The sequence below is a fragment of the Paenibacillus silvae genome, assembly GCF_014639235.1.
Classification (GTDB): domain Bacteria; phylum Bacillota; class Bacilli; order Paenibacillales; family Paenibacillaceae; genus Paenibacillus; species Paenibacillus silvae.
On record NZ_BMFU01000006.1, the window covers coordinates 160,783 to 184,433 of the forward strand.

The 23,651-nt window shown below is 49.6% G+C and carries 27 protein-coding genes and 1 riboswitch; of the genes, 6 read left to right on the top strand and 21 right to left on the bottom strand.

The annotated features are described in order from the left end of the window. Positions 1–11 precede the first annotated feature (11 nt). From IEW26_RS20055 to serS, 12 genes are all read right to left on the bottom strand, one after another. Complete coding sequence (locus IEW26_RS20055; protein WP_308423531.1) at positions 12–791, bottom strand: LamB/YcsF family protein; 780 nt, start codon at positions 789–791, stop codon at positions 12–14. Then, positions 788–1,813, bottom strand: coding sequence for a 5-oxoprolinase subunit C family protein (locus IEW26_RS20060; protein WP_308423532.1), 1,026 nt, complete (start codon positions 1,811–1,813; stop codon positions 788–790). Before IEW26_RS20060 ends, IEW26_RS20055 begins: the two co-directional genes overlap by 4 nt. Continuing rightward, the gene (gene pxpB, locus IEW26_RS20065; protein WP_229729940.1) at positions 1,800–2,588 is read right to left on the bottom strand and encodes a 5-oxoprolinase subunit PxpB; all 789 of its coding nucleotides are present in this window, start codon (positions 2,586–2,588) and stop codon (positions 1,800–1,802) included. Before pxpB ends, IEW26_RS20060 begins: the two co-directional genes overlap by 14 nt. Positions 2,589–2,617: 29 nt before the next feature. Next, positions 2,618–3,463, bottom strand: a complete 846-nt coding sequence (locus tag IEW26_RS20070; RefSeq protein WP_188593614.1) for a DUF2785 domain-containing protein — start codon at positions 3,461–3,463, stop codon at positions 2,618–2,620. Further along, positions 3,464–4,057: a histidine phosphatase family protein gene (locus IEW26_RS20075; RefSeq protein ID WP_188593615.1), complete on the bottom strand. Its 594-nt coding sequence runs from the start codon at positions 4,055–4,057 to the stop codon at positions 3,464–3,466. It abuts the gene before it with no gap. Positions 4,058–4,112: 55 nt separating this feature from the next. Further along, entirely contained in the window at positions 4,113–4,679 is a 567-nt protein-coding gene (locus tag IEW26_RS20080; RefSeq protein ID WP_145405632.1) for a DUF1572 family protein, read from the bottom strand. A gap of 44 nt (positions 4,680–4,723) precedes the next feature. Then, positions 4,724–5,053 carry a DUF952 domain-containing protein gene (locus tag IEW26_RS20085; protein WP_111269294.1) on the bottom strand — a complete coding sequence of 110 codons (330 nt, stop codon included), beginning with the start codon at positions 5,051–5,053 and terminating at the stop codon, positions 4,724–4,726. A gap of 51 nt (positions 5,054–5,104) precedes the next feature. Then, positions 5,105–5,662 (bottom strand): GNAT family N-acetyltransferase, encoded by a 558-nt coding sequence (locus IEW26_RS20090; RefSeq protein WP_188593616.1) that lies wholly within the window; start codon positions 5,660–5,662, stop codon positions 5,105–5,107. Positions 5,663–5,685: 23 nt separating this feature from the next. Continuing rightward, positions 5,686–6,090, bottom strand: coding sequence for a ribosomal maturation YjgA family protein (locus IEW26_RS20095; protein WP_188593617.1), 405 nt, complete (start codon positions 6,088–6,090; stop codon positions 5,686–5,688). A gap of 10 nt (positions 6,091–6,100) precedes the next feature. Then, complete coding sequence (locus tag IEW26_RS20100) at positions 6,101–6,652, bottom strand: GrpB family protein (RefSeq protein WP_188593618.1); 552 nt, start codon at positions 6,650–6,652, stop codon at positions 6,101–6,103. Between the two features lie 182 nt (positions 6,653–6,834). Then, the gene (locus IEW26_RS20105) at positions 6,835–7,941 is read right to left on the bottom strand and encodes an Ig-like domain-containing protein (protein ID WP_188593619.1); all 1,107 of its coding nucleotides are present in this window, start codon (positions 7,939–7,941) and stop codon (positions 6,835–6,837) included. A gap of 419 nt (positions 7,942–8,360) precedes the next feature. Beyond that, positions 8,361–9,677: a serine--tRNA ligase gene (gene serS, locus IEW26_RS20110; protein WP_188593620.1), complete on the bottom strand. Its 1,317-nt coding sequence runs from the start codon at positions 9,675–9,677 to the stop codon at positions 8,361–8,363. A gap of 525 nt (positions 9,678–10,202) precedes the next feature. On the opposite strand from serS, the gene IEW26_RS20115 reads away from it, so the two are divergent. After that, positions 10,203–10,382, top strand: a complete 180-nt coding sequence (locus IEW26_RS20115; RefSeq protein WP_229729941.1) for a hypothetical protein — start codon at positions 10,203–10,205, stop codon at positions 10,380–10,382. 123 nt (positions 10,383–10,505) lie between these two features. On the opposite strand, the gene IEW26_RS20120 is transcribed toward IEW26_RS20115, so the two are convergent. After that, positions 10,506–10,991 carry a DUF2798 domain-containing protein gene (locus IEW26_RS20120; RefSeq protein WP_188593622.1) on the bottom strand — a complete coding sequence of 162 codons (486 nt, stop codon included), beginning with the start codon at positions 10,989–10,991 and terminating at the stop codon, positions 10,506–10,508. Between the two features lie 300 nt (positions 10,992–11,291). Continuing rightward, a riboswitch (TPP riboswitch) is annotated at positions 11,292–11,404 on the top strand. A gap of 218 nt (positions 11,405–11,622) precedes the next feature. On the opposite strand from IEW26_RS20120, the gene IEW26_RS20125 reads away from it, so the two are divergent. The 5 genes from IEW26_RS20125 (at position 11,623) to IEW26_RS20145 (ending at position 16,053) form a co-directional block, all read left to right on the top strand. Further along, positions 11,623–12,663 carry an ABC transporter substrate-binding protein gene (locus IEW26_RS20125; protein ID WP_188593623.1) on the top strand — a complete coding sequence of 347 codons (1,041 nt, stop codon included), beginning with the start codon at positions 11,623–11,625 and terminating at the stop codon, positions 12,661–12,663. A gap of 398 nt (positions 12,664–13,061) precedes the next feature. Further along, entirely contained in the window at positions 13,062–13,352 is a 291-nt protein-coding gene (locus IEW26_RS20130) for an MTH1187 family thiamine-binding protein (protein ID WP_111269306.1), read from the top strand. Next, a complete protein-coding gene (locus IEW26_RS20135; RefSeq protein WP_111269307.1) occupies positions 13,352–14,110 on the top strand; it encodes an ABC transporter permease in 759 nt (252 codons plus the stop codon). Before IEW26_RS20130 ends, IEW26_RS20135 begins: the two co-directional genes overlap by 1 nt. A gap of 39 nt (positions 14,111–14,149) precedes the next feature. Further along, positions 14,150–15,136 (top strand): ABC transporter ATP-binding protein, encoded by a 987-nt coding sequence (locus IEW26_RS20140; RefSeq protein ID WP_188593624.1) that lies wholly within the window; start codon positions 14,150–14,152, stop codon positions 15,134–15,136. A 107-nt stretch (positions 15,137–15,243) separates the two neighbouring features. Further along, positions 15,244–16,053, top strand: coding sequence for a TatD family hydrolase (locus IEW26_RS20145; RefSeq protein ID WP_188593625.1), 810 nt, complete (start codon positions 15,244–15,246; stop codon positions 16,051–16,053). Between the two features lie 290 nt (positions 16,054–16,343). On the opposite strand, the gene nfsA is transcribed toward IEW26_RS20145, so the two are convergent. From nfsA to IEW26_RS20185, 8 genes are all read right to left on the bottom strand, one after another. Further along, positions 16,344–17,087 carry an oxygen-insensitive NADPH nitroreductase gene (gene nfsA, locus IEW26_RS20150; RefSeq protein ID WP_188593626.1) on the bottom strand — a complete coding sequence of 248 codons (744 nt, stop codon included), beginning with the start codon at positions 17,085–17,087 and terminating at the stop codon, positions 16,344–16,346. Beyond that, the gene (locus IEW26_RS20155) at positions 17,080–17,676 is read right to left on the bottom strand and encodes a TetR family transcriptional regulator (protein WP_111269311.1); all 597 of its coding nucleotides are present in this window, start codon (positions 17,674–17,676) and stop codon (positions 17,080–17,082) included. Before IEW26_RS20155 ends, nfsA begins: the two co-directional genes overlap by 8 nt. A 163-nt stretch (positions 17,677–17,839) precedes the next feature. Continuing rightward, a complete protein-coding gene (locus IEW26_RS20160; RefSeq protein WP_188593627.1) occupies positions 17,840–19,000 on the bottom strand; it encodes a YhgE/Pip domain-containing protein in 1,161 nt (386 codons plus the stop codon). A 315-nt stretch (positions 19,001–19,315) separates the two neighbouring features. Further along, positions 19,316–21,865, bottom strand: coding sequence for a heavy metal translocating P-type ATPase (locus IEW26_RS20165; protein ID WP_188593628.1), 2,550 nt, complete (start codon positions 21,863–21,865; stop codon positions 19,316–19,318). 163 nt (positions 21,866–22,028) lie between these two features. Continuing rightward, positions 22,029–22,229, bottom strand: a complete 201-nt coding sequence (locus tag IEW26_RS20170; protein ID WP_145405609.1) for a copper ion binding protein — start codon at positions 22,227–22,229, stop codon at positions 22,029–22,031. Between the two features lie 75 nt (positions 22,230–22,304). Further along, a complete protein-coding gene (locus IEW26_RS20175; RefSeq protein ID WP_229729959.1) occupies positions 22,305–22,637 on the bottom strand; it encodes a metal-sensitive transcriptional regulator in 333 nt (110 codons plus the stop codon). Positions 22,638–22,812: 175 nt separating this feature from the next. Further along, positions 22,813–23,298, bottom strand: coding sequence for a GNAT family N-acetyltransferase (locus IEW26_RS20180; RefSeq protein ID WP_188593629.1), 486 nt, complete (start codon positions 23,296–23,298; stop codon positions 22,813–22,815). A 109-nt stretch (positions 23,299–23,407) separates the two neighbouring features. Next, on the bottom strand, positions 23,408–23,596 hold the full coding sequence (locus IEW26_RS20185) for a hypothetical protein (RefSeq protein WP_111269315.1): 189 nt from the start codon (positions 23,594–23,596) through the stop codon (positions 23,408–23,410). Positions 23,597–23,651 lie beyond the last annotated feature (55 nt).

Sequence of the window (23,651 nt, forward strand, 5' to 3'; positions counted from 1 at the left end):
GCTGTCCAAACTTAATCTGCCTGATACGCAGTTACGTCTACACCCTCAGCTTCCAGCATTTCACGGATCGTTTGAGCAAATGTCAAAGCATGCTCACCATCCCCATGGATACACACGGTATCTGCCTGGATAGGCACTTCAGCACCGTCCAAAGTGATAACCTTGTCGTACTTAACCATTCGCAGCACCTGCGCCAGCGCCGCTTCCGGCTGTTCAATCAGCGCCCCATCCTGACTGCGAGGTGTTAACCTGCCATCTGAACGATAGGTACGATCCGCGAAAACCTCACTCACACCACGCACACCGATTCGGTTTGCCGCCATGATCAGCTCGCTTCCTGCCAGACCGTACAGATACAGCTCCGGCTGCACTTGATAGACCGCTTCGGCAATAGCCTCCGCAAGCTTGATGTCGGCTGCCGCCATATTGTAAAGAGCTCCATGCGGCTTCACATGATGCAATCGTCCCCCATTAGCACGAACAAAAGCTTCCAGTGCACCAATCTGGTACACCACCATATCATAGGCTTCCCGCGCTGTAATCTCCATCGTTCTTCGCCCGAACCCCTGCAAATCCGGCAATCCGGGGTGAGCACCGATAGCGACCTGATGCTTCATGGCTCGCTCTACAGTAAGCCGCATCGTTGCCGGATCACCCGCATGGAAACCACAGGCAATATTGGCTGAGGTGATTAGGGGCAGGATCGCTTCATCGGATTTCATCATGTTACGGTAAGCCCCGTAGCTCTCACCAAGATCACAATTGATATCTAATGTATAACCATGCATCATGTGCCCTCTCTTTCTGCCATTTTTCTGTGAATCAGCTTCTCCAGCAGGTGAAATTCCCGTTCCCTTTTTACATAGAGGCGGCGGGCTTCTTCATTCGTGATCTGTACAAAAGAAATCCGTGCCCCTGGCCTCACCTGGGCCAGAATCGGCAAATCCACCGCTGCAGCCTGTGCAATGACAGGATATCCCCCAATGGTCTGATGATCTGCCATCAGTACAATCGGTTGTCCATCCGGGGGGACCTGCACAGTGCCATAAGTAACCGCTTCGGATAAGCGATTCATCGGCTTCTCCAGTTCCAGCCGCGGCCCCTGCAGGCGATAACCCATGCGATCCGATTGAGGAGAGACCACATACGATCCGGTATAGAATTGCTCCACACTCTCCGAGCGGAAACAGGAGATATCTTGACCATGCATGACCCGAATGACAGGTTTACCGTAATAATCGGGCCGCTCTCGTTCCGATATGAGCCATGCCGGGGCAGCCATACATTCGTTTGGACCTAGCTGCATTGTCATCCGTTGTATCCACTGCTGCACTTCGCCAGTAATCACTCCTGTTCCGAGCACATCCGAAGTACGCAGGGCTCTTCCGAGATAGCCGCCTAGTCCGGTTTTGAGATCTGTACTTCGACTGCCCATCACTTGAGGCACATCAATTCCGCCCGCCAGTGCCAGATAAGCACGTAAACCATGTCGACTTGTACCGAATCTCAATACACTGCCGGCCCGCAGCAGCACAGGGCGCCACATCGGCACAGGCTGCTGATTAACAGTCACGCTTAGATCGGCACCACAGATTGAGATCAACTGGTCTTTCAGCATGTGAAGCTCCGGCCCTGACATTGTGATCTCAAGGACAGCCGAATGTCGGGCATTGCCGACAAGCATGTTGGCTGCTCTGGAGGCAAAAGCGTCCATAACCCCGCCCACGGGCACACCGTAACGGCGATATCCGATTCGGCCTTCATCCTGCACCGTTGTTAACAAGCCGGGACGAATGACTTCAAAACCCATCATTCTCCCCCTTTCCCGCAAGTTCCGTGTATTGCTGCATCGTGATTGATTGAAACCGAACAACGTCTCCCGCTCCAAGCAGACTCGGCGGATTCTCTTCCGGGCGAAACAGACGGACAGGTGTACGACCGATACACTGCCAGCCTCCAGGCGAGGTGACTGGATAGATGCCCGTCTGTGATCCGCCAATCCCCACCGTTCCCGCCTCCACTCGAAGCCGCGGGGTGGCCCTTCTGGCTGTAGCAATCCGCTCGCATAATCCACCCAGATACGGAAATCCCGGAGCAAATCCGATCATATGTACGAGGTAGTCTACAGAGGTATGTATCACAATGACTTCCTCTATCGTTAATTGATTTTCTTCAGCCACATGCTCCAGATCGGGCCCAAACGCTCCACCGTAACATACCGGAATAGTCACGATTCTGGAGGCAGACGGAGTACCGCCCGTTTCCATGTCTTCAGACTTGCCAGGTTGACTATCCCTGTTGGGCTGACTCTGTTGATGTAAGTGATTTGATTGATGCAGAAGCTGCAGCAACCTCCTGCATGTTTCCTCGTAAGACAATCTCGACGGATCGTAAAACAGTGTGACAGACAAATAAGAGGGAACCCATTCTACCCGTGATGTCAGTGCTCTATTTTCCAATAAGGCACAAACTGCCATCACTCTCTGATGCACTTCTTCCGATAGCACATCACCACAGCGAATGACGATGGCCTGCTCTCCAAGTGGAGTTAGCATGTCTTCGGTCCATGTATAGATGTTTGCCGTCACGGCCTCCTCCCCCTCTTCTTGCCTTTCCTTTAATCTTCTCTGCCATCCAATGCTCTCAGCAATAACGAGCGAACCAGCGGAAACGGCTCAGCCTTCTGGTCTCGTATACTGAAATAAAGGGACTGCATAAACATTCTGATATTCAAGCTTACTAGGCTGATCTGCTGTATTGTCTTTCCTTCCTCCGTATCTCCGCTTCGCTTGTCCTGAAGCAGCTTCACCCAGGCCTCCAGTTCGGCTTGCTCCAGCAGATTACGGCCCAAAATGGTCACAGCCGCCTGAGCCATCCGCTGATCCTCATCATAGATGTACGTTTGATTAGACTCCATGACTTTAATGGTCAGTGCATGCAAAAGTTCCAGCAGATCTGCGCGTTCAAGATAGGGGGACTGAGCCAAATCCTCGACTGCATCTGCTGCATGGGCCGGTGCGTGTGCCCACCCTTTGCCCTCTACATAACCACGAGCATCCTTCTCACTTCCCAGATAGGTGACCAAACGTTCTTTAACCCTAAGGATATCCTCTTCATGTAAAAACGAACGCTGACGGTCCACCCCCAGAATAGGCGGCAGAATTAAAACAGAAAAACTTCGAGTAAATACACTATCCGTTTCCTGCTCTCCGATTCGATAGAAAAGATGCTCCTCATCCAGTGCTAATCGTAACAGAGCCTTGAGCTGTTCATCCGAAAAGACTTGCTGACCAATCCATGTGGCCATCGTCATATAAATCAACTCATCCCGTAGAACAGGGTCCGGGCTGCCAATATGCTGCATCATATACAGCGCGAGGTCATACGGCTGCTCAACCCCATCTGCTGACAGATTCGCTGACTGAAGCTGCTGCAGCTTATGTTTTAATGTGAGAGCGTCCATTTACAGGTTACCTTCCCCCTGCTCCAGATGTGTGCTGCAGTTATACAATTCACATTGCCACGTCTGATCGCGATGTACCATTCGCGTAATGGAGGTATTGCCCAGCTTCACGCTGATGTCCTGCTCTGGCACCAATGCCCGCAGCGTATTTCGAAGCACCGCCCCGTGACTCACTACAATGACTCGTGCATTCGGGTGCTGACGAATAATTTCTTCAAGTATCTCTGTTCCACGCGCAGCACCTGCATCTGGAAGCTCTTTTCCCAAATCGAGAGCACTCCAGTCCGAGCCCCATTTCGCAATGCGTTCCTCTTCTGTCGTTCCTTCCACCTGTCCTCCGCCCATCTCGCGCAACCTCGGGTCCAGATGAATCTCCTGAATGCCCAGCCGCTCCCCGATGATACGAGCTGTCTCACTTGCTCGCTGCAGATCACTGGCATAGATGGCATCCCACTGTTCCTCGGCCAGTCTTGCGGCCAGCAAAACTGCCTGTTCTCTGCCCTCCTGATCGAGCGGATTATCTGTCTGTCCCTGCGAACGTTTTTCTTTATTCCACGCCGTGCTTCCGTGACGTATCAATGCAATCTCAGTCATTGTTGCTGTTCCCTCTTTTCCTTATTAGATCTCTATTCATTTTGAATGTCTTTCGCTATCGCAATTCGTCTTCTGTAAAATGTTTTCGGGTCTTCGGCTTCGTAAATTTGCCCTCGTTGTAGCTGTTCGACCCGTTGCGCGGGATAGACAGACTATTCCAGGAGCTCTCCTTCAGCAATTTAGCGGTATGCACAATCTGACCGACATGGTAAGGATAATGAGCCAGCTGTCTCATAATTGCTTCCATCACAGTATGACCTTCGTTACGAATGTATATGATCTGGGACAGATGATCCGGAGTCAACGAACGCAGAGCTGCCAGCAAACAGTTCCAGCCTTCTTCCCACTTGAATAATAGCTCTTCCCGGGTATGAAAATCTCCTACAAATTCGGCATCCCGTTCACGCCAAGGCTTCTCTCCGTCCGTTGTCAGCACATCGGTCCAGCGAGACAGCATATTGCCCCACAAATGTTTGACAATGACCGCAATGCTGTTGGTATCTTCATTCCACGTATGAAACAACTGCTCTGTCTCAAGCTGCTCCATGGCCCGTTCACCCAGCTGCTTGTAGTACATAAACTGCTTCTCGGCTGTCTCCAGAAAAACCTGATTCATATCCATCCGTATCGCCCCTATCCAATTATGAAATAGAAACCGAACATGCATTATGCCGGAAAAGAAAACGTGCCATCCGCATTTGGTTCAAAAACCATAACCTTGCTCACAGCATCCAGATTCAATTCACCATAGATGTGTGGAAAAAGTTCATTCAATTCATACAGATCTTCGTAGACCAGTTCTGCCTTCAAGGTGCGCTCCTCAATGCCCAGCAATAACAGATCGGTACGGCCTGCATAATACTGCCCGGCTACCCATGGAATCTGCTCCGCAGTGGAGCAATGAATGAAGCCGTCCGTCTGCAGACTCTCGGGTGCATATGTGTCTCCTTTGGATACTTCCTCCCATAATGCCCGGGAAATAATGCTGTAGATCATAGATTACTGCCTCCTTCGCCGCTGTCTTACAGCCTGTCTTTTATGAGAATATTATAGATCATCCCGAATGCGGGCGTACAATTTCTGGTCTGTAAATACACCTTTGATTTTCAACTGCTTACGTAACAATCCTTCTTGGGCCATGCCTAATTTCTCCATTACACGTGCCGAACCGATATTGCCCGCATTGCACTTTCCTTGGACCCGATTACAGTCCAGCTGCTCAAAGCAGTAATTCATAACAGGCTGCATCGCTTCCACCGCAAGCCCTTTGCCCCAATATGTACTGCCGATGGCATAGCCCAGCTCACAGCTCTGCATGGATTCATCCAGATCGAAAATGCCACCTCTGCCAATCAGTGTGCCGGTTTCTTTCAGCACAAAGGCCCAGATATATACCGTTTTTTGCTCATAGTTTCGCAGCACTCGCTCCAGGTACCCGATGGAATCCTCCTTGGTCTGATGGCAATGCCACAAGCTTTGCTCACTTACCTTGGGGTCGGACGCAAACGCATAATATTGATCGAGGTCATCCATCGTAAGGCGTCTGAGGTACAGTCGCTGTGTTTCAAATTCAGGTGATTCGGCAAAAAGCTTGTCAATATCCATTCCTAATACCTCCTGTTATGAATTTAAAGGCGCATGATCTTGCTCAGCAAAAAACGATCTAATAGATAAACACATCCAATGCCGATCAGGTATCTGATCAAATCCATAACAAGAAATCCACGACCCAAAATGAGAGCTCCCCATAAGGTTGAACGCAATTCGGTCAGCCAGGGCACCTGAATCATCTGGGAAAATTCAATAGACCAACTGAATATTACACTGATCAAGACGGCTCTTGCACGACTCCACTGGATGCATACCATACGTATGCCATAGTAGATCATGCCTGCCCAAAGGGCATCCCCAAAATGCTCGCGAACGAATTCCGGCAATACGGCCCCATATGCTCTCGAAGCAAGTCCAGCTGCCATCGTAATGATTACGGCAACCAGATATAAGCATCTTTGTTTAACTAACACCCTGTTCATGCTCTACCCATCATAACCTTCCATCCAGAACCTGTGTAATAAACTCCGATTTGGCCGCCGTATACGCTTCCCTATCATGTTTATTTTCATGCGCAAGTTTTATTTTCAATTCGGCATATGCCCTTACTAATTCCGGGCTTGCTCTCAGCACATCCCGAAACCGGATTTGGCGCTCCCAGCGCTGCTCCCCTGGTAGCATCAGATGCAGATGAACCGCCCTTCTACCATTCTTGACTTTAACCCAGAATCGTCTATATTCCCGGCCATCCAGTTCAGGAGGTACATAATTCCATCCCCATGGATTGAGCCGCTCGGCAATCAGTTTCATGTCATCCCAGGACTCTACCTTCCCCATCAGATCAATAATCGGCTTGGCTGGCAAACCGGGAATTGATGTGCTTCCAATATGCTCAAATGTACCCATAGCCAGTCCTTGTAACAGCTCGCTCAACTGCATGACTTCTGTCTGAGCCTGCTGGCTCCAAGCAGGATTGGCTTCTACAACCTCTACGGATTCTGTAGCCCATGCAGGCCAGTTCTCCGGTTTCATCTCATCCGTCATCTCGATAATCGCTCCTTAAAATAGTATTTTAAGTTCGAAAAAGGAGGCGTTATACACGCCTCCCTCCTATTATATATCATTGCTCCGTTTCGCTTTGATCGATATAAAATCAACTCTGAAACAGAGCAATATCGCTCCACAGGCCTTTCACCGCTGGCCGCAAAGCCTTGCTTGTTTTTTTATTATTTTACCGTTACAGGTATCGTTACTTTTTTATTGCCCCACTTGGCTGTGATGCTTGTCTTGCCTTTGGATACTGCGACAATTTTGCCGTTGGTAACTGTGGCTACACCCGGTTTGGAGCTGCTCCACACTGCGCTGCTTGTTACCATCGTTGTTTTGCCAGTGTCATACTGAGCCATCACACCCAACGTTATACTGGATTGCGGGGACAACACCAGACTCTTCTGGCCCATAACCAGTTTCTGTAGCGTAGGCACTACGTTTACTGCTGCAGTTACAGTCTGGTTCTGATATGTACCTGTCAAGGTAGTTTGTCCTTCAGTCAGTGCTTTGACCGTACCATTTTTCACCGCAGCTACACTCGGATTGGATGAAGTCCAGACGATGGATTTGGACAGATTAACCGTCTTGCCATTGGAGTAGGTTCCAATCACTTTGAGTGCCTTGGATTTCTTGAGTCCAAGCTCCATTGTTGCCGGTGTAACCTCCACTTTGGTGATAATATCGGTCACCGCGACAGGTACTTTAACGGTGGTTGAGCCGTATTTCCCCTGAAGCAGCACCCGACCTGGCGTGATGCCTTTAATTTTTCCGTTTTCAAGCACAGCCAGATTATTGGATACAGCCCACACAATGTCCGAGGTGACATCCTCTTCCTTGCCATTGACACGTGTAATCGTTACCTTCGGGAGCGTGCCTTCATTCCCTTTTACAAACGTATAGGAACTGGGCGAAGCCTTGATGCTTTTGATCTTATCCTGCACCTGAACAGTGACCTGCGCTTTGACTCCGCTCACTTGAGCAATGATGGTTGCTTCACCTGCCGCGATCGCCTTGATTTTGCCCTTCGTCACCGTTACAACCTTCGCATTGCTGGTAGACCAGGTCACTCCTCCCGTAACATCCTGTTTGTTATCCAAACCTTCAACCGTCGCCATCACCTGATATGATACAGTCTCACCTACACTCATCTTCTGTGAACTGCCGCCGGTAATTTCAATCGAGATTACATCACCCGTCGCTGCCCAGGCAGACGATGGCACTGTAACGGTGAGCGCAAGAATCAGTGCAAGCATACCTCGTAAAGCCCATTTCATTCTACTCATGTCCAGTCTCTCTCTCCTGTCATCTTTATTTTGCCTTCTATTACATCCAATATTTTACTACAACTATACCTTATATCGGACAAGAGGTGGTTAAAGTTAAATGACAGGATCGGAAAGAGGGATAGGCCCGTTTTCTGATTTTCATTGTATAATATACAAAAGTGACGAAATACTGTTGTAATACAAACCATATAAGAGGGTGAGGCTTGTATGATTGAGAAAAATTTGCTGGACATGGTTGCTGTTAAAAACACCAGGAAACGTATGAAGGCTATCACCACCTCAACGTCTACCAAGATTCGCCCGGAAGATGAGATGATCTTATTGATGAAAACCGCCCGCAACCGTTTCGAAAAAGCACTGCAATCGGGCCAGATTGAAATTATTAACGAGCGCGAATGGAAGCTGCATCCTCATCGTCATATCTCTTCTTTTTGTTCCTCACCCTGCTCACACACTGGCAACACCAAACGGTCGAGTCCGCCCATGTATGGTCGCAGCGCTTTCGGAATATGAATGCTGCCATCGGTCTGCTGATGGTTTTCCAGCAGTGGAATGAGAATACGCGGTGATGCCACGGCTGTATTGTTGAGCGTATGGCAGTAAACCAGCTTGCCCTGCTCATCCAGGCAGCGAATATTCGAACGGCGAGCCTGGAAATCATGCAGATTCGACGACGAATGAGTTTCGCCGTAAGCGCCGCGGCTTGGCATCCACGTTTCGATGTCATACTGTTTGTACGTTTTCTGCGACATATCGCCTGTACATACAGCTACCACACGGTACGGCAGCTCCAACTGCTGCAGCAACTCCTCCGCATGTCCCGTAATCTCCTGCAGCATACGCTCCGATTCCGCTGCGTCCGGTGCACACAGAATCACCTGCTCCACCTTGGCAAACTGATGCACACGGTACAATCCTCGCACATCCCGTCCACCTGAGCCTACTTCACTGCGGAAACAGGTCGATACGGCTGCCAGTTTTACCGGCTCCTTCACATCAATGACTTCATCCGCATAATACGAAACCAGCGGCACCTCGGATGTACCTACCAGCCACTTGTTCTCACCCTGCAGCTCATACACCTGATCCCGGCCTGTCGGGAAAAATCCGGTATTCACCAAAGCATCCTCTCTGACCATAAGCGGAACCTCGAGCAATGTGAATCCGTGCTTCAGCAGCAGATCCAGCGCAAGCTGCTGTACTGCACGGTGCAGCAGCAAACCAGCGCCCTTCAGCACATAACTTCGCGTTCCGCCAATCTTCACGCCGCGCGGAATATCAATCAGCTCATGCAGCTCCCCAAGCTCGACATGATCCTTTGCTGCATAGTCAAACTCGGGCAGCTCACCCACTCGCCGCAGCTCCACATTATCTTCATCCGACAGACCTGCAGGTGTATCCGGTGATACTACATTCGGCACCAGCCATTGCAGTCTGGTTACCTCCTCCTGAATCAACGCCAGCTCTGCCTCTTTCTGCTCCAACTCATCATTAAGCTGTTTCACCTGTGCCCGCATTGTCTCTGCTTGCTCCCGCTCTCCCGTCTGCATCAGCTTCCCGATCTCTGCCGACAATGTGTTACGCAGACGCCGCCCTTCCTCCGTTTGCTGCAGGAGTGCTTTGCGTTCATTATCCCGCTGGATTAACACCGCGATATCCACTTTGATTTTTTTCCCGTCAGCTGCCGCCTGGACCTCTTCTGCATGTGCCCGAACCCACTTCATATCTAACATCGTCACCGTCTCCTTTGGCTAAAAAAATACAAAGAGCGCCCTCATCCCTTGGGACGAGGAGCGCTCTGCTCGCGGTGCCACCCAACTTGCCGAATCATTCAAATTGTTCTGATTCAGCCTCTTGGTCCGCGATAACGGGCGGTTCCGGTTAACTTGGGAAAGTTTCAATTCGCTCCCTGGCGAAAACGCCTCCGAGTTGGATTCTCTTCAACGGCATGATCCGATCTGTAATTGTGTTTACCAGTATATACGAAGACAGATTAAAATTGCAACTTCTCAAGCCCGATTTTAGTGAAAACCAGAAAAATGAGTTCTTATGCTCGTTGATCCCTGTTAACACAGGCTCCTCTTACGCAGCTTTGCATTGTTAAATCAGATACAGCTATAATCATATAAAGTAATTAAATGACTAATTTTCCATCCAACAATTGTTTGCCTTCAGGAGGAAATCAACGGTAATAGGTCTGAATTCAAAATATTCCTCTATACAATAGAGTATATGTTATAGAATGGAGCTGTTTCTCGATGAACATGAATCCAAACAACCTGAATTCATCAGAGGCCGAGGCTGCCAAACAAAGAGCAGATGAACTCGTCCAACAAGCTAAACGCAGTACATGGACTGGTGGCATCCTGACCACAATCGTTATTGCTGTAATTTTGATTGGCCTATTTTATTGGATTGCTTATATCAGAACTTCCTGAGTCATTCGCCTAATAACAAAAATTAATCTGATTTTCAAACGAAACGGGTCAATATAAATTGCCCAGGAAATACTGATAATCCACTCTTCTCCTGAGAGATAACCACTCTATTCAACGATGGATTCAAGCAGATACAGCTGTTTTCCCTCCCTTGAACAATCTGCTGAACAAATATCGCACAAGCGGTCCTAAAACAAGCAGCTGCAGTGGCAGAGCCAGACTAAAGTTACGTGCTATGGTATGCAAATACGCCCCAAATACAGATACACCATTTAATTGATCGGCAATATAGGCAGTCACAATTCCATACAGAGACATGATCAGAACCATACCGATGACCATAAACAATGACATGGTAATGATGCCTTTTACTTTACCTGACTTGGCAAATGGCAGGGAAAAGGCAATTTTTTTCGCAGCAGGACCAACAATGAAGGATTCCACCAAAAATGCGATAATAAAGCAGATCACGAATTGAAGCAGGATCTGCATCATAGACATCTGGTCTAACATTCCCGTGTGCCACAGATTAAAGGTCATCATCACGAGAACCATTCCTGTACACATCATAATTCCAAAAATAACTTGTTCTTTCTTGCTTACTGGCATTACACTCATCCTTTCTGTAACTTGGATCATTATAGACAATTGCACTCCCCTCTCATAAGTGAACATTATGTGAACGTTTGGCGAATAGAGTATATCTGGAACACGGAAGGAAGCCCACTTCGCTGAATTCCCCTTCCAAACTGAACGTTTTCCTCAGGCGTGCCGGGACACATCAAGGGAAATTGACGCAGCAGGGGTTGAAAAGGCGGTAAAAGATGCATCTCCAGCAGTTTTCAAGACACACCCTAGACACATACTCGTCACTGGCCTATAATTACACCTAGTAATGCCCGTAACTTCATAGTTTCCCAGGGGAGTCGGAATTGGCCGGCTGAGAGTGTATCCCATCAAGATACTAACCCTTAGACCTGATCTGGATCATGCCAGCGTAGGAATCGGAGTATATTGCAAGAGGCACAGCTATAGGCTGAACGCCCTTCTCTCACACCTGCACGCGTCCCGGATTACGGGGCGCTTTTTTTGTTTTCTTTTGACAAGCAGAAACAGAAAAATGTCGTCATCTGGATAACCCGCGAGGTATAAATCAGCCGATTTATGCAAAGGGATTGGATATGAAGCCAAGGAGTACCCCGTGCCACCCGGCCGGACAGAACGAAGGAGAGAGAAACGAATGAACTGGCGTAAAATGTTGGGAATGTTATTCATGTGTGTACTATTGGTTACCGTTGCAGCATGTGGTGGTAAAGAGGCCGCACCAGCCGATCAGAACGGCGGCACCAGCACAGACAGCAAAAGTGAAGGCAGCAGCGCGGCACTGAAAGATGTCAAGGTTGTGCTCGACTGGACTCCAAATACAAACCATACGGGTCTATATGCAGCCGTAGATCAGGGATTCTATAAAGCAGCAGGTCTGAATGTCGAGATTGTGCAGCCAGGAGCTGGCGGTGCAGATACAATGGTCGCTTCTAACGAAGTACCGTTTGGTGTCAGTTACCAGGAGAGTGTCACTCAGGCGCGCACACAGGACGTACCTCTCGTATCCATTGCAGCCGTGATTCAGCATAATACATCTGGGTTTGCCGCTCCTGTAGACCGCAAGATTAAATCGCCGAAGGATTTTGAAGGCAAAACGTATGGCGGTTGGGGCTCGCCGGTTGAGGAGGCTGTGATGCAATCCATTATGGAGGGCGAAGGTGCTGACGTATCCAAAGTCAAAAATATTAATATGGGCGACGCGGACTTTTTCACAGCGGTCAAACGGGATATTGATTTTGCCTGGATTTTCTATGCCTGGACCGGGATCGAAGCAGAACTCCGCGGCGAACCCATCGACATGTTATATGTAAAAGATTACGCCAAAGCGCTGGACTATTACACACCTGTGCTTGTGACTAACGAGCAGACGATTCAGAAGGACCCTGAATTGGTGAAAGCTTTCCTGAAGGCCACTACCGAAGGGTATCAGTATGCGATTGACCATCCTGAAGAGGCTGCGAACATTCTGATCAAGGCTGTACCTGATCTGGATAAGGAATTGGTGCTGGCAAGCCAGAAATGGCTCAGCCCGAAATACAAGGATGACGCACCGCGCTGGGGCGAGCAGAAGGAAGATGTGTGGAAGAACTACACCGACTGGATGTTCAGCAAGAAGCTATTGGACAAAGAAATTGACGTATCCAAGGCGTATACAAACGAATTTTTACCACAGTAAAATTTGCTATTACCATTACTACCTAGGTAATATTATCACTTCATGTAAAAACGAAATTTGATATTTACACAGAAACGTAGAGGACAGAAATAACTTGTAGAAGCGAAGGGATCGCCTATAGCTTTCTTACAGAAAGCTATATCGGAAGCTTGCGCTTTCTCTTGATTTATTTGCTATAACACAATGGATAAGTTGATTTTTTGTACACAAGAACGGAGAGTGCAGACCCCTCAGAAGAAGCGAAGCGGTCGCCTTTATCACCGGATTTTTCCCTTTGAAAAGGGAATCAAAAAAAATCTGGGGATAACAGCGATCGTACGAGGGGACTGCAATCGGAGTGGCAACGTGTACAATCGCAACAACTTATCTCCCACACACGAAAGGAGTCTTGATCTCTCATGGCAAGCACGTTACTTAGCATTCAAGTGATACCGAAAACGCCAAACGGCGAGAATTCATACCCTTATGTAGACCGCGCGATTGAAGTGATCCAGCAGTCCGGCTTGAAATATCAGGTCAATGCACTCGACACCACGATGGAGGGCGAACTGGAGGAACTACTTGAAGTAGTCCGTAAAATGCACGAGGTGCTTGTGGAAGCGGGTAGTCCAAGCATCATCTCCCAGATCAAAATCGCACACAGTCCAGACGGGTTCAGCATGGATGCACTGACGGAGAAATACCGCTAATGTCTGCCTATTTCAAAAGTGTATGGCCGCCCCTTGTGGCGGTTATTCTCTTTATTGCGATATGGCAGGGAGCCGTTTCCCTGTTCCATATTGAGAAATGGATGCTGCCTGCGCCGTCCGACATCGCTCGTGAAGCAGCTTCACAGGCCGATCGTCTCGGCATGCACGCCTCTGCAACGATACAGTTAACGCTGATTGGCTTCGCGGCCGGAACTGCCGTTGGCCTGGTCATTGCGATGGTGCTGCATCTCATTCCTTTTCTCAAATCAGCCTTGTATCCTTTACTTATTCTTAGTCAAAATATTCCGACCATCGCGCTGGCACCGCTCCTGCTGATCTGGTTTGGCTTTGGCCTGCTGCCCAAGCTGATTACGATTATTCTGGTCTGCTTTTTCCCGGTAGCGGTCGCCGCTATGGACGGACTCACACGCACCGATGCTGCGATGATGAACTACATGCGTATGGCTGGTGCGAAGCGCCATCATATCTTCTGGAAGCTGGAGCTTCCTCATGCCCTGCCATCGGTATTTTCCGGCATCAAAATCGCCGCCACCTACAGCGTGATGGGTGCAATCATTGCCGAATGGATCGGTGCAGACAAAGGCATCGGTTATTATATGATGCTGCAAAAGTCAGCGTACCGTACAGATCGTCTCTTTGTAGCGATCATGATTATTGTGGCGCTCAGCCTGCTGCTGTTCCTGCTCATTGCCTTGCTGGAAAAGCTGCTTGTGCGCTGGCGCCCGCAAAAACGTTAAACCTGTACCACGAGTCTGTACTTAGGAAGTGATCACCATATGAAAAAGCTACAGGATAAACCAGATACAGGCAGAGAAGCGACCAAGCACCGTCACACAGCGTTGACTGGAGCAGGCATATCCAATGTTCATGATGTTCGGCTTGCTTCTGTCGCTACTCAGGTTGCTGGTCCAACCGATACTGTACGCACGTATAATTCGGCAGCTGCACCTGTCCCACCTGCGCTGGATATTGTAGATGTGCATGTTTCCTTCAAGGAACGGCGGCGTAAGCTGCCTGTGCTAAACGGACTGTCCCTCACGGTGGAAAAGGGAGAATTTGTCGCCATCGTTGGCCCGTCCGGCTGCGGTAAAAGCACCTTGTTCCACATCATTGGCGGTTTGTTGAATCCGCAGGCGGGCGAGGTGCGGATGAACGGCAAGCCGGTTACGGGGCAGCGCGGGCATATCAGTTATATGCCGCAGCAGCCTGCCCTCTTCCCTTGGCGGACGATTGAGGACAATGTGCTGCTCGCGGGCGAGGTGGCCTCTGCCGCAGCTTTCACTGCCTCCAATCCTCTACCGGCTCCGCGTCCCGAGGCACTTGCCGAGGCCAGGCATTGGCTGGGCAGCGTCGGTCTTGCCGGATTCGAGCGCTCATATCCTCATCAGCTGTCGGGCGGGATGCAGCAGCGTGTGGCTTTCCTGCGTGCATTGCTCAGCCCGCAGGAGCTGATGCTGCTGGATGAACCATTCAGTGCGCTCGATGCCCTCACCCGAAGCGACATGCAGCGCTGGCTGCTGGATATCTGGGAACAGAACCGCCGCTCGGTGCTGTTCATCACGCATAATATCGAGGAGGCGCTGCTGCTGGCAGATCGGGTGTATGTGTTATCCAATCGACCCGCAGCTGTGCTGCACGAGGTTCAGGTTCCTTTTGACCGTCCGAGACGAGAGGAAATGACCGAGGACCCTGCTTTTCTCGAACGCAAACGGCAAATTGCCCAGTGGATGAAAGAAGAACAGCAGAAAGCCCGCCTATCTTGATATTTGGATAGCGCGGGTTTTTTAGTTAATTTTCCCTCGTTTAGGTGATCCATGTGATGGGAATTGGCGTTATATACTATGTAAACCGATACAAGGAGGATTCCCTCATGCACCCTCAAGCATTCGCACCGTTAATCGACGCTCATATTCATTTGGATAAGTATACTCCAGAGGAACGAATTGACCTGCTGCTCAGCTTGCCGAATCATCAGGTCGAAGCCGTGATAGCCGTTTCTATGGATTTAGCTTCTGCTCAGACGAACCTGGAGCTTGCCAAGCAGTACGCACGATCCATTTTTCCAGCCTTCGGATATCATCCCGAGCAGCCGCTGCCATCCGCATACCAACAAGAGCAGCTCTTTCGCTGGATCGAAGAACACATTAAACATGCCGCAGCCATTGGAGAGATAGGCTTGCCCTATTATAGTCGTGAAGAAGCACGCCGAGCTGGCCTGGACTTTGATCAGAGTGGTTACGTTGATCTGCTGGAGCAGTTCATTCTGTTAGCCAAAAAGCACAATAAACCGATTGTTCTGCATGCTGTGTATGAGGATGCTGAGATAGCCTGTGATCTGCTCGAGAAACATCAGTTTACGCGAGCACACTTTCACTGGTTCAAAGGAGCCAGGCAGACCATCCGGCGTATGGCAAACAACGGATATTTTATCTCCTTCACACCGGATATTCAGTATGAAACCGAGATTCGCGAGCTGGCACGGCAGTACCCTGCGGAGCAAGTGATGGCAGAGACGGATGGGCCATGGCCCTTTGAAGGACCGTTTCAGGGACGTATGACACATCCCGTCATGACTCGTCAGGTGATTCAGGCCTGGAGTGAGATTACGGGGATGGGTACCGAGCGAGCAGCACGTCTGTTTTACCGAAATACGAAACGCTTCTACCGTCTGCCGGAATAACAAAAGAAAATCCGGTGATAAGCGTATGCTTCCGATGCAGCTTTCTTGCAGAAAGCTTTCAGGCGATCGCTTCGCTTTTTCAGTTTTTTTCTGTCCTCTCCGTTAACGTGTAAACGAATAGTTCAACTTATACAGTGATTGCAGCGCTATCGTACATCAAAGCAAATAGCCAGTAGAATTCATGCTGAACTCTCTCGCCTAAGTTAACCGTTGCCAGAATCCAACGAACGAAGGGAATAGCATTCAGTCATGACCAACTGGCTCTTTTTCATCTTAAAGACAACCTCGCATTACCTCTTCAGGAAACCTCTGCGCTCCAGAAATGCTCTTACTTGCATACGTGCCGGTTCGGTCAGACGCTTTGCCATCAATTCAGACCATGGGGTTGTGCGTTCCCCGTTCGTCCGCTCCTTCAAATATTCCGTCGTTATAACATCGTACTCCTGAACCCCTTGCAAGCTCTGTTCAGGCTGGTAGCGGTTATGATGGAGTACAGCCTTGAGCGGCAGACGTGGACGAATGCCCGTCTCCTGATCCGCAACTCCGATGCACATGCCATATACAGGGTATACACCGTCTGGCAATTCGAGCAGCTCAGCCACTTCTTCAATACGGGTGCGAAGTCCGCCGATGTATACGATGCCGAAGCCAAGGGATTCCGCTGCAAGCGCGGCATTCTGGGAGGCCAATGCAGCATCAATCGTAGCCACCATAAAATTCTCGGTTGAATCCGCATACGTTTCCTTCTCGGGAAGGTATCGTTTCGCTGAATCCTGCAGACGGTACAAGTCAGCACACCATACTAGAAACACCGGGCATTCATTGATATACGCCTGATTCCCTGCAAGCACGGCCAGTTTGGCCTTCTGCTCTTGATCCGTTACAGCAATAACCGAATACGCCTGTACGTTGCTTGATGAGGATGCCATCTGTCCTGCTGCAACAATGGCAGCGAGCTGCTCTTCACTAACCGGGTCCGGCTTGAATTTGCGCACGGAGCGGTGTTTCATCATTAATTCAATCGTTTCATTCATGGCTGTTCACTCCCAATCCTCGAAGTACGAACTCCACCGTCTGTTCGGCAAGCTCCTCTGTGTTCATGTCCTCATAATCAAAACCAAAACGCGAGTGCTTGGCTCGCTTGTGTGCGAGCGCCGCTCCCATAACCTGAAGCATGGCGTACGAAGCGGATTCAATTTTAAACAATCCCTGATCTTTGCCTTGCTGCAGGTATTCCTTCACTTTATTCCAGACCGGGTCAAGGTACTGAAATACGGTTGTAGTCCGGTGAGTGCGAAGCGTAATTTCCAGCTGCACAATGTCACTCATTTCGCGATCCGTCATCGTAAACCTCACGACCTCACCGACAATTCGGCGGATACCTTCAATTGGAGACATCGATTCTGCAGCCAGCATACTCAGAATATGCTCGGGGAAAAAATGCTCAAATAACGCGTCAAACACCTTTTCTTTGCCGCCAAAGTGATAAGATACCAGCGACACATTCGCTCCCGCCTCATCACAGATTTGACGAACACTCGTCCCGTCATACCCCTGCAGGGCAAAAAGTTTTTTGGCTGCAAGCAATATCCTTGTTTTAATATCCAATTCCGGTTCCGTCATTTGTTTCTCTCCTCTTATCCGTTCAATGTCAGCTGCTTCAGCCCATCCCTCCGGCTGCAAGCCCTCACTTCATTCTATCTATTATATTACACCAAGCACCCCGATGAAAATCACCGGGGTGCTTAGTGTGTATATAGTGCGATTGCTACAGCATCTGCGCAGCTTAGCTGTTTGCTGGAGCCGGGCTTGGTGCAACCGCCGGCTTACGTCCTTTTTTCAACAATGTCACAGCCAGAGACAACGCCACAGCAACGAGCAGTACAATCACGATGGACCCTGCTGCAGATTGCACGCCAGGACCTCCGAGCTGAACGCTTAGAATGCCCTGAACCGCATAAGTCGCAGGCAAGTAATGACCTATTCCACTATAGAAGCTGTTCAGCAGTTCGCGTGGTACCATAGCACCCGATGATACCAGCTGCAGGGACAATGCGATGATGTTAAACAGGCTGCCTGCCGGACCAAAGCAAATCAGGAAGAACTGGGAGAAGAACATAAAGGTACACAGGAACAATGCCTGGAATAACCAGAATGCAACAAACCCTTGTTCAATCTGTCCACCGAGAGCCACAATAAGTGAAGATCCGAGCAAGGATACCACCAGTGCAGAACCCACATTGATTACTGCCCGGGCACCGAACAGCGTTAGACGGGAAAACATCGAAGACAACATTCCCATGGCTATCTGCAGATTCATGCCCATGATCATCGCACCGACATAAGATGCAAGCACCATCATCATAGGTACCATCTGATTGTTCATGCCGTTCACCGGGTTGATGGATGTTGTTTTGCCTTCTACACGGTTTGTCAGATTCGCCGCTGCCTGAGCGGCCTGATCCGCAGGAGCACCCGAAGCGGTCAGAACGGTCTGCACTCCTTGGGCAGAAGCTTGTTTGTTCATTGTGTTGGTTACGCTCTGCGACACACCTTGCATCATGCTTTTAATCGTCACCGGGTTGGCTTCGTTAATGGTGTATTTGATCTCGGCAGTGGAGCCAGCCGTCTGAAGGGACTCATTGAATCCAGCCGGAATGTCCAATACCATGTGCACTTGATGATGCTCCAACTGATCCAGCGCCTCAGCTGCACTCAGATTGGCAACCGTGTGGAATGGCAGCGTCTCTGCCAACCGATCGGCAACACCTTTGGATAATTCACCATCCTCGTTTACAATGGCTACGGTCAATTCCTTGGTTCGGTCATTGACACCGGAATATGCAGTCATCCAGATCACGCTAAAGATAACCTGAAACATCAGTGCAGTAGCTATGCCTACAATCACTGGCGGTTTTTTAAATAATGCACGTAAAGCTTGCAGCATATAATAGGTTCCTCCATCTTCAAAATAGTTCTAATTTGATTTAAACACTCGTTTGAATCAAACAATCGTTTAAATTTTAAAGGCATATGTCTATATTGTCAATACACTTTCATGAAATTCAGAAAACTCATCGTCATTTTCAGGAAATAACATGTTTATTCCAAACAATATTCTCCTTAACCCCGGTTCCGATTCCGTATCTTCTATCTTATTCTCCATATGGAGTGAAAAAAAATGCACGGTCCGCCGTGAAGCCAACCGCGCATTTCTATCAAGCTGTTATCCGGCTTGTTTCACACACTGTTTTCTTTGCGTTTAAAGTTTTTCCCGATTCAGCTTCAACCGCTGCAAACGCAGCGCATTCAGTACAACCGACACCGAGCTGAACGCCATTGCAGCACCGGCTAACCAAGGAGCCAGGAACCCTGCTGCTGCAATCGGTATGCCAATGACATTGTAACCAAGCGCCCAGAACAGGTTTTGCTTGATATTGCCCATCGTGCGGCGGCTCATCTCAATCGCATCTGCAATGCTGTTCAGGTCACCGCGCATCAGCGTAATATCTGCCGCTTCCATCGCTACGTCCGTTCCGGTTCCAATCGCCATGCCGATATCCGCAGTAGCCAGCGCAGGAGCATCATTGATACCATCTCCGACCATCGCTACCTTGCGGCCGCTCTCCTGTAACTTCTTCACTTCTGCCGCTTTGCCCTCTGGCAGCACTTCTGTCAGAACGCGCCCAATGCCCGCTTGTTCCGCTACAGCTCTGGCTGTTCGTTCATTGTCTCCTGTAATCATGATGACATCTATTCCCATAGCCTGAAGTCGTGCAATGGCTTCCCGGGAAGTATCCTTGATCGTATCCGCTACAGCAACGATACCCGCCCATTGCCCCTGAGCAGCAACGAGCATTGCTGTACGTCCCTGCTCCTCCAGCTGATTCATCTGCTGCAGCATTCCCTCCGGCACTTCCACATGTGCATTGGCAAGCAAGCGGCGGGTTCCCACCAGAATTTCCTCATCGGAAACCATAGCACGTACGCCATATCCAGGCATGTTCTCAAACGATTCTGCTGCATTCAAAAGCAAACCTTTCTCCCGAATGCCGCTTACAATCGCCTCGGCTAACGGGTGCTCCGAGCTATACTCCGCCGCTCCGACACGTTGAAGCAGCTCCGCTTCCGTCCAGCCCGGTGCGGTGATCACATCGGTTAACACAGGCTTGCCCTGGGTAACGGTTCCCGTCTTGTCGAGCACGACCGTTTGAATCTGCTGCGCAGATTCCAGATGCTCACCACCCTTGAACAGGATGCCGTATTCCGCCGCCCGGCCCGATCCAGCCATGACAGAGGTTGGTGTTGCAAGCCCAAGCGCACAAGGACAAGCGATAACGAGCACAGCGATCGCCTTCTCGAGCGAACCAGCAAAGTCACCCGGGCTTGCAAACAGATACCAGATCACAAAGGTCAGTGCTGCAATCCCCACAACAATGGGTACAAATATCCCCGAGATTACATCGGCAATCCGCTGAATTGGCGCTTTCGAGCCTTGAGCCTGCTCAACTACTTTAATAATCTGGGACAGAGCCGTGTCCGAGCCTACCCGGGTTGCCCGGATGCGAAGAACACCGTTTTTATTCAGTGTCGCGCCGGTGACGGGGTCACCAGGCTTTTTATCTACAGGCAGGCTTTCACCACTCAGCATGGACTCATCTACAGACGATTGCCCTTCTTCTACAATCCCGTCTACCGGGATGCTGTCTCCCGGTTTGACCAGAACCAGCTCGCCCACAGCTACATAAGCGGCAGGAACCAGCACTTCCTCTCCGTCACGAATAACGTGTGCTTCACGCGGGGTCAATTCGATCAGACTTTTGATGGCCTGTGAAGAGCGGCCCTTCGCCACAGCCTCGAACCATTTTCCAAGCAAAATCAATGTAATCAGAATGGCACTGGTCTCATAATACAGCTCCACCATAGGCATTGGAGCGGCAGCACCAGCAACGCCCATATCACTGCCCATCGCACCATGATCCATTCCTTGACCTGTACCGAGAGCAGGCAGATATCCGCTCGTTAATGTCAGGTAAAGACTGTAGAAAAATGCGGCGCTGGTCCCGAGTGCAACAAGCACATCCATATTTGCACTGCCGTTGCGGAGCGCCTTGTACGCACCCACATAGAACTGCCATCCGATTACAAACTGCACCGGGGCAGCGAGCAGCAGCTGGAACCACGGATTCAGAAACAGCTCTGGCACATATATTCCCGAAGTAAACGAGAAATGCCCTACCATGGCCCACAATAACGGAACGGACAAAATTGCAGAGATGATCCACTTCCACTTCTTGCGCTGCAGCTCCTGCTCGCGAACAGAGGTCGACTCCTCCTGTGTTAACTGTAATTGTGCACCATAGCCGAGCTGTTTGATTTTGGCCGTGATATCGGAAGGTTTGAGCGTTCCGGCGGCATATTCGATATGCCCTGTCTCCAGTGCTAGATTGACGTTAGCCTGTGTCACGCCCGGCAGTCTGGACAGCCCCTTCTCGATTCGTGCAGAGCAGGCGGCACAGGTCATGCCCGTAATATCCAGATCCACGGATTCGGTCACCGTACCGTACCCCAGCGCCGCAACCTTGTCTCGCAGAGCGTTGACGTTTGTTGTTTTGGGATCGTATGAGATTGTCGCCTGTTCGATGGCCAGGTTCACGTTAGCTTCATGCACACCTTCCATGCGGGAAAGCCCCTTCTCCACACGCGTTGAGCATGCTGCACAGGTCATGCCCGTGATGTGCAGCGTTGTCTTCAGACCCGGCTGGGCCGCCGGAGTGTGAGCAGACTCTGCTTGTTCAGATGCGTTTGTCATCATGTCATCTCCTTTCAATAACACCAAACTCCATATACCCTGTAGGGGTATATTTCAGACGGAAAATCAGGCTTAAACCGCCTTAATTCATATGGCTTAAGCCTTTCACTGCTATAACAGCTATACCTATTTATCTCATCTTAAAATGATCCTTTGGACCATCTTACACCACGTCATATCCCTGGTCTTCAATTGCAGCTTTGATCTGATCTACTGTAACGGTCTGCTCATTATATTCTACAGCTACCGTTCCGGCTGCCAGATCCACATGACCACTTGCCCCAGCGCCTTTCACTGCTTCTTCTACAGATTTCACGCAGTGATTGCAAGACATTCCTTTGACATTCAACGTAACATTAGACATATTCTAATTCCTCCTTGGATATGTTTGTATTTTGTATTTGATTTTACAGCTCTATCAACTGGTATCACCTGCGACTTACTTCATCAGCTTCCTGACAGTAACCAGCAATTCATCCACAACCTCGTGCTCACCAGCCTGGATACGTTCCACAATGCAGCTCTTCATATGACCTTCCAGCAAAAGCTTGCCTACCGAATTCAGCGCAGACTGTGCTGCGGCGATCTGGGTTAACACATCATCACAATATGTGTCCTTCTCAATCAAACCTTTGATGCCGCGAATCTGGCCCTCGACCCGGTTCAAACGAGAGATCAGATTGCTCTTCATCTCCTGGGAATGATGGCTTTGACGAACAGGCTTGCCATTCTGATCAAGCTTCACCGCGTGGCATGTATCCGCTGCTTGCATAACTTTGGCAGAACCTTCCCCAGTATTGAATACAGGCTCTTCGGGATGGCTTTGATGTTCCATCATAACACCCCTTTTCATTCATTCTTTCCTCAGCTTAACATACCCCCATGGGGTATTCAAGGTTTTTTTATTTTTTTATAATTGAATGTTCTGTGTATGTATCATCATGTATCTACAACTCATATTCCATTCTGCTGCTGCGCACCTTCAGCCCCATCTGTTCATAGAAGCTCTGCGCATGTGAGTTAAACGTGGACACGGTTAACTCCAGGTGGTCTGCCTGCAGCTCTCGGCCCAGATCCAGCATCGTTTGCATCAAGCGTTTACCCGTGCCATACCCCCTATGGGTAGAATCCACCACCAGTTCATGAATGTAGAGCATCTTGCGATCGGTAAAAAGGGGATGCTCCCGAATCACGCTCAGCTGTGCGCTGCTGAATCCGATCAACTGCTTTGTCTCCACAAGCTCCGCGACATAATAATAGCGCTGCTCCATAGCAAGCCAATCTGCATATTCCTGCTCCCCCAGCCTGGGCTGCAAAGGTTTATATATGTCCGGCCTTGCCTGTACATGCATCTCATGCAGATCATCCAGCAGCCTTGACACTCCGGTGTAATCCGCCAATTGCGCGCTTCGAATCCGTACCGCATTATCCATTTTCCTCTTCTCCACCCTTCCAATGATGTTTATACAACATTATACAAGGATGAAAAAGCAGATACCACCCTGGGGTACCTGCTCTGTCGATCTGATATTCGAATAGACCTTATTTTTTGGAAGACGTCTGGTTCCCTTCATTAAAAGCAACCGGTGACGGCTTGGCTGCCCAATCATCTGCCTGCGGCTCAATATCCACACCGTTCAAAATTTTCTTTTTCTCCATCAAGGAATCGCCGTCTTCGTCCAGCTTGTTGCGAATCGCTGCTTCATCCTGAGGTTGATTGTTCTGTGTCATCGGGTGAGTCCTCCTTTTGCAATTTCATGTTGGATTCTGTTCCTGTATATAATTA

Bases quoted from the DNA above. Each gene is read 5' to 3' on its own strand.
- IEW26_RS20080 (WP_145405632.1), bottom strand. From the start codon at position 4,679: ATGGATATGAATCAGGTTTTTCTGGAGACAGCCGAGAAGCAGTTTATG.
- IEW26_RS20175 (WP_229729959.1), bottom strand. From the start codon at position 22,637: ATGCAAGCAGCGGATACATGCCACGCGGTGAAGCTTGATCAGAATGGC.
- IEW26_RS20070 (WP_188593614.1), bottom strand. From the start codon at position 3,463: ATGGACGCTCTCACATTAAAACATAAGCTGCAGCAGCTTCAGTCAGCG.
- IEW26_RS20165 (WP_188593628.1), bottom strand. From the start codon at position 21,865: ATGACAAACGCATCTGAACAAGCAGAGTCTGCTCACACTCCGGCGGCC.
- IEW26_RS20085 (WP_111269294.1), bottom strand. From the start codon at position 5,053: ATGATCTACAGCATTATTTCCCGGGCATTATGGGAGGAAGTATCCAAA.
- IEW26_RS20060 (WP_308423532.1), bottom strand. From the start codon at position 1,813: ATGATGGGTTTTGAAGTCATTCGTCCCGGCTTGTTAACAACGGTGCAG.
- IEW26_RS20125 (WP_188593623.1), top strand. From the start codon at position 11,623: ATGAACTGGCGTAAAATGTTGGGAATGTTATTCATGTGTGTACTATTG.
- IEW26_RS20115 (WP_229729941.1), top strand. From the start codon at position 10,203: ATGAACATGAATCCAAACAACCTGAATTCATCAGAGGCCGAGGCTGCC.
- IEW26_RS20075 (WP_188593615.1), bottom strand. From the start codon at position 4,057: ATGACTGAGATTGCATTGATACGTCACGGAAGCACGGCGTGGAATAAA.
- IEW26_RS20160 (WP_188593627.1), bottom strand. From the start codon at position 19,000: ATGCTGCAAGCTTTACGTGCATTATTTAAAAAACCGCCAGTGATTGTA.
- IEW26_RS20185 (WP_111269315.1), bottom strand. From the start codon at position 23,596: ATGACACAGAACAATCAACCTCAGGATGAAGCAGCGATTCGCAACAAG.
- IEW26_RS20095 (WP_188593617.1), bottom strand. From the start codon at position 6,090: ATGAACAGGGTGTTAGTTAAACAAAGATGCTTATATCTGGTTGCCGTA.
- IEW26_RS20100 (WP_188593618.1), bottom strand. From the start codon at position 6,652: ATGACGGATGAGATGAAACCGGAGAACTGGCCTGCATGGGCTACAGAA.
- IEW26_RS20140 (WP_188593624.1), top strand. From the start codon at position 14,150: ATGAAAAAGCTACAGGATAAACCAGATACAGGCAGAGAAGCGACCAAG.
- IEW26_RS20135 (WP_111269307.1), top strand. From the start codon at position 13,352: ATGTCTGCCTATTTCAAAAGTGTATGGCCGCCCCTTGTGGCGGTTATT.
- IEW26_RS20145 (WP_188593625.1), top strand. From the start codon at position 15,244: ATGCACCCTCAAGCATTCGCACCGTTAATCGACGCTCATATTCATTTG.
- IEW26_RS20105 (WP_188593619.1), bottom strand. From the start codon at position 7,941: ATGAGTAGAATGAAATGGGCTTTACGAGGTATGCTTGCACTGATTCTT.
- serS (WP_188593620.1), bottom strand. From the start codon at position 9,677: ATGTTAGATATGAAGTGGGTTCGGGCACATGCAGAAGAGGTCCAGGCG.
- IEW26_RS20155 (WP_111269311.1), bottom strand. From the start codon at position 17,676: ATGACGGAACCGGAATTGGATATTAAAACAAGGATATTGCTTGCAGCC.
- IEW26_RS20180 (WP_188593629.1), bottom strand. From the start codon at position 23,298: ATGGATAATGCGGTACGGATTCGAAGCGCGCAATTGGCGGATTACACC.
- nfsA (WP_188593626.1), bottom strand. From the start codon at position 17,087: ATGAATGAAACGATTGAATTAATGATGAAACACCGCTCCGTGCGCAAA.
- IEW26_RS20055 (WP_308423531.1), bottom strand. From the start codon at position 791: ATGATGCATGGTTATACATTAGATATCAATTGTGATCTTGGTGAGAGC.
- IEW26_RS20130 (WP_111269306.1), top strand. From the start codon at position 13,062: ATGGCAAGCACGTTACTTAGCATTCAAGTGATACCGAAAACGCCAAAC.
- IEW26_RS20120 (WP_188593622.1), bottom strand. From the start codon at position 10,991: ATGCCAGTAAGCAAGAAAGAACAAGTTATTTTTGGAATTATGATGTGT.
- IEW26_RS20090 (WP_188593616.1), bottom strand. From the start codon at position 5,662: ATGGATATTGACAAGCTTTTTGCCGAATCACCTGAATTTGAAACACAG.
- IEW26_RS20170 (WP_145405609.1), bottom strand. From the start codon at position 22,229: ATGTCTAATGTTACGTTGAATGTCAAAGGAATGTCTTGCAATCACTGC.